Below are 3634 nucleotides of genomic sequence, written 5' to 3'. Positions count from 1 at the left end.
TGCGTGCTTTCCCGCAGGGAAACACCCCGAGAAGCCCCGGACTTTAGTCCGGGGAGTCGTCACGGAAGGGCCTTTAGCCAAGACTCCAGGACCCCGAAGCCGTACTGGAAGAAGGCCTCGGAGGCCAGGTCCACCCCGGCTTGGGCCAGGATCTCCTTGGGGCTTTGGCTTTCCCCCGCCTCGAGGATCCCCAGGTACTTGGGCACGAAGGCCTTTCCCTCCTCCTGGTACTTGCCGTAGAGGGCCAGCACCACCAGATACCCGAGGGCGTAGCTGTAGGTGTAGAAGCGGTAATGGACGAAGTGGGGAATGCCGGCCCAGGCCGCTTGGTCCAGCTCCGTCCAATCCACGGCATCCCCGTAAAGCCTTCCCTGCTCCTCCTGCCAGATCCCGTGGAAGGCCTCGGGGGAAAGGGCGGCTTCCCGGCGGGCCTCGAGGCTCCTTCGCTCAAAGAAGGTGTACATGACCTGGCGGAAGAGGGTGCCGATGGCATCCTCCACCCTCTCGGCCAGAAGCAGGGTGCGTTCCTCCGGGGAAAGCCTTTCCAAGAGGAGGTCGTCCAGGAGGATCTCCGCAAAGACGCTGGCGGTTTCCGCCAGGGGGGTGGAGGCCCCGAAGTTCAGGAGGCGCTGCTTCCTGGCCAGGTAGAAGTGCACCCCGTGCCCAAGCTCGTGGGCCAGGGTGTGGGCGGCGTCCAGGTCGTCGGTGTGGTTGAGGAGGACGTAGGGGTGGGTGGAGGGAAGCCCGCCAGAACAGAAGGCCCCACCCCGCTTGCCCGGCCTGGGGTAGGCATCGATCAAGCGCTTTTCGAAGAACTCCCGGGCGATCCTTCCCACCTCGGGGGAGAAGCGGTGGAAGGCGGTGAGGACCAGGTCCTGGGCCTCCTCAAAGGGCACCTTGGGTTTTTCCTTGGCCAAGGGGGCCAGGAGATCCGGGCTTGGGGTTTTCTCCAGGCCCAGCCGCCTTGCCTTCCAGCGGTAGTAGGCCTCCACCAGGGGGTAGTGGGCCCGGGTGGCCTCGAGGAGGGCCTCGATGTCCTTTACCTCCACCTCGTCCCGGAGGGCCACGGGCTCCAGGGGATGGCGGTAACCCCGTAGGCGAAGATCCTGGAGGTAGTCCAGGAACACCGCATTGAACACCGCGCTTAGGGTGGGGGCTTCGGCCATAAGCTTCCCGTATAGCTCCCGGTGGGCTTCCCGCCGCACCTTGGGGTCGGGGTCCCGCCTCAGGGCCCGCACCTCCATCTCGGTAAGCTCCCTTTCCCCCACCCGGAAGCGGAAGCGGCCGGTGTATTCCGTGTAAAACTGGCTCCAGGCGCTTCTTCCCACCAGGCCCTTGAGGTTTAAAAGCTCCTCCTCCCGCTCGGAAAGGGTGTGGGGGGCGAAGGCCCTCTGCCCTTGCAGGAAGTGGCGGAGATCGGCAAGGCCGGGGTGCTCCAGGAGGGCCTGGAAGGCCTCCTCGGGAAGCTTGCGCAGGGCCACCTCGAGGGGCACCAGGCGGTTTCGCACCTCGGTGTAGCGGTTCCTTACCCGGTCCAGAAGGGCCTTGGCCACAGGGTCCTGGGTGCGGGTGGCGAAGTAGAGGGAAGCGTAGTTCAAGGGCTTATAGGCTTTCTCCAGGGCTTCCTCGTAGCGCCGGAAAAGGCCTTCCGCCCGGCTGGGATGGAGGAGGTCTTTGGGGTCCAGGCTGCTGGCGAGGTTCAGAGCCTCGGCCAAGTCCCTTTCGAGGTTTGGGTCCTCAGGGCTAAGGTACAGGTCGGAAAGGTCCCACTCCATGCCGCTCACTATACCCCGTGTATCCTTAGGGGCGTGGCCGCGTTGGTGGTGTACAAGGGAAGGCCTGCTTTGGCGGTGGAAAAGGGGGACCGTCTGGAGCTCACCCTGCCCGACGGGGCTCGGGTAAGGGTGCGTCCCAAGGATGTCCTCTGGCTTCACCCCGGGCCCGCTTCCCTGGAGTTGAACCCGCCCGAGGGCGAGGAGGAGGCTGCTTGGGAGCTTCTTCAGGGCCAGGTGGTGGATCTCAAGGACTTGGCCGAGCTGGTCTACGGGGCGTACACGCCTGAGACCGCTTACGGAGCCTATCTTCTGGCGCAAAGGGGGGAGCGCTTCCTCCTGGAGGGGGAAAGGGTCCGGGCCCGCACCCGGGAGGAAGTGGAGGCCTTCCTCGAGGCCAGGAGAAAGCGGGAGGAACAGGAGCGGCGCTTCCAGGAGGGGGTAAGGCGGCTTAGAGAAGGGGTGCCCGCCCCCGAGGACCGCCCCTTAATCCAGGAGGTGGAGGCCATGGCCCTGGGAGAAAGAAGGGAAAGCCGGGTGCTCAGAGCCCTGGGCCTTCCCGAAACTCCTGAGGCCGCCCACGGCCTTCTCCTGCGCCTCGGGGTGTGGCAGCGGCAAAACCCCCATCCCAGGCGGCTTGGGCTTATCCTCGGTCCTCCTGAGCTTCGCCTACCTGCCCTTCCCCAGGAAAAGCGGGTGGACCTGACCCACCTCCCCGCCTACGCCATCGACGACGAGGAAAGCCAGGACCCGGACGACGCCGTCTACGCCGAAAGGGTACCCGAGGGTTTCCAGCTTTGGGTGCACGTGGCGGATGTGGCGGCCCTGGTGGAGCCTTTTAGCCCCTTGGACCAGGAGGCCATGCGCCGGGGGGCCAACCTGTACCTGCCCGAGGGGACGGTACCCATGCTGCCCCAGGAGGCCACCTGGGTTCTGGGCTTGGGCCTGAAGGAGGTGTCCCCGGCCCTGACTTTTCGCCTCAAGGTTTCCGGGGAAGGGGAGATCCTGGAGGAGGAGATTGTCCCAAGCTGGGTAAGGGTGAGGAGGCTCAGCTACCGGGAGGCCCTGGGGGTGGAGGAGCTTGCCCCTTTGCGGGACCTGGCCTTGGCCTTCCGGCGGAAGCGCCTGGCCCAAGGGGGGCTGGACCTCCGCCTACCCGAGGTGAAGGTGCGCTTGGAGGGCCAGGAGGTAAGGATCCGTCCCCTCGAGGCCTACGAAAGCCGCATCTGGGTCCAGGAGGCCATGCATCTCGCGGGTTATGCCGCCGCCCACCTGGCCCTCAGGGAGGGACTGCCCTTCCCCTTCGCCACCCAGGAGGCTCCCGCCAGCCGGGTGGAAGGGGAGGGGCTTAGCGCCATGTGGGAGCAACGCAAGGCTCTGAAGAGGGCCCAGCTCAAGGCCGTGCCCGCACCCCACAGGGGCCTGGGCCTTCCCCTCTACGCCCAGGTGACGAGCCCTTTAAGGCGCTACCTGGACCTGGTGGCCCACCAGCAGCTAAGGGCCTGGTTGAAAGGGGAGAAGCTCCTTTCCCAGGAGGAGCTCTTGCAACGGGTGGGGGCGGCGGAGGCCATGGCCGACCTGGTGCGGGAGGCGGAGAGGAAGAGCAAGCTCCACTGGATCCTGGTCTACCTGATGGAGAAGGGGTACGAGGGAAGGGGAATCCTGGTGGAGAAAAGGGGAGGGCAGGGGATTTTCCTCCTGCCGGAGCTGGGCCTGACTGCCCAGGTGGCCCTCAGCAAACCCCTACCCCTGGATACTGAGGTCCGCCTCCGCTTTCTGGAGGCGGACCTCCCTCGCCTCGAGGCCCGCTTCACCCTTCTCTAGCCTGCGAACCTTCCTGGACGAGGCTCGTGGGCGAGTGG

General features: G+C 66.0%; 2 protein-coding genes. One reads left to right on the top strand and one right to left on the bottom strand.

Translation table 11 applies throughout. The features are described from left to right. Window positions 1-59: 59 nt before the first annotated feature. The gene (locus tag TNMX_RS10640) at window positions 60-1775 is read right to left on the bottom strand and encodes a M3 family oligoendopeptidase (RefSeq protein ID WP_038031993.1); all 1716 of its coding nucleotides are present in this window, start codon (window positions 1773-1775) and stop codon (window positions 60-62) included. A gap of 33 nt (window positions 1776-1808) precedes the next feature. Here TNMX_RS10640 and TNMX_RS10635 point away from each other — a divergent pair, with 33 nt between their 5' ends. After that, window positions 1809-3596 carry an RNB domain-containing ribonuclease gene (locus tag TNMX_RS10635; protein ID WP_038031990.1) on the top strand — a complete coding sequence of 596 codons (1788 nt, stop codon included), beginning with the start codon at window positions 1809-1811 and terminating at the stop codon, window positions 3594-3596. Window positions 3597-3634: the final 38 nt, after the last annotated feature.

This window comes from Thermus sp. NMX2.A1 (assembly GCF_000511705.1).
Taxonomy (GTDB): Bacteria; Deinococcota; Deinococci; order Deinococcales; family Thermaceae; genus Thermus; species Thermus scotoductus.
The sequence above is the reverse complement of the archived record's forward strand: the minus strand, read 5'-3'. Positions and strand labels throughout refer to the sequence as shown.

Bases quoted from the DNA above. Each gene is read 5' to 3' on its own strand.
- TNMX_RS10640 (WP_038031993.1), bottom strand. From the start codon at position 1,775: ATGGAGTGGGACCTTTCCGACCTGTACCTTAGCCCTGAGGACCCAAAC.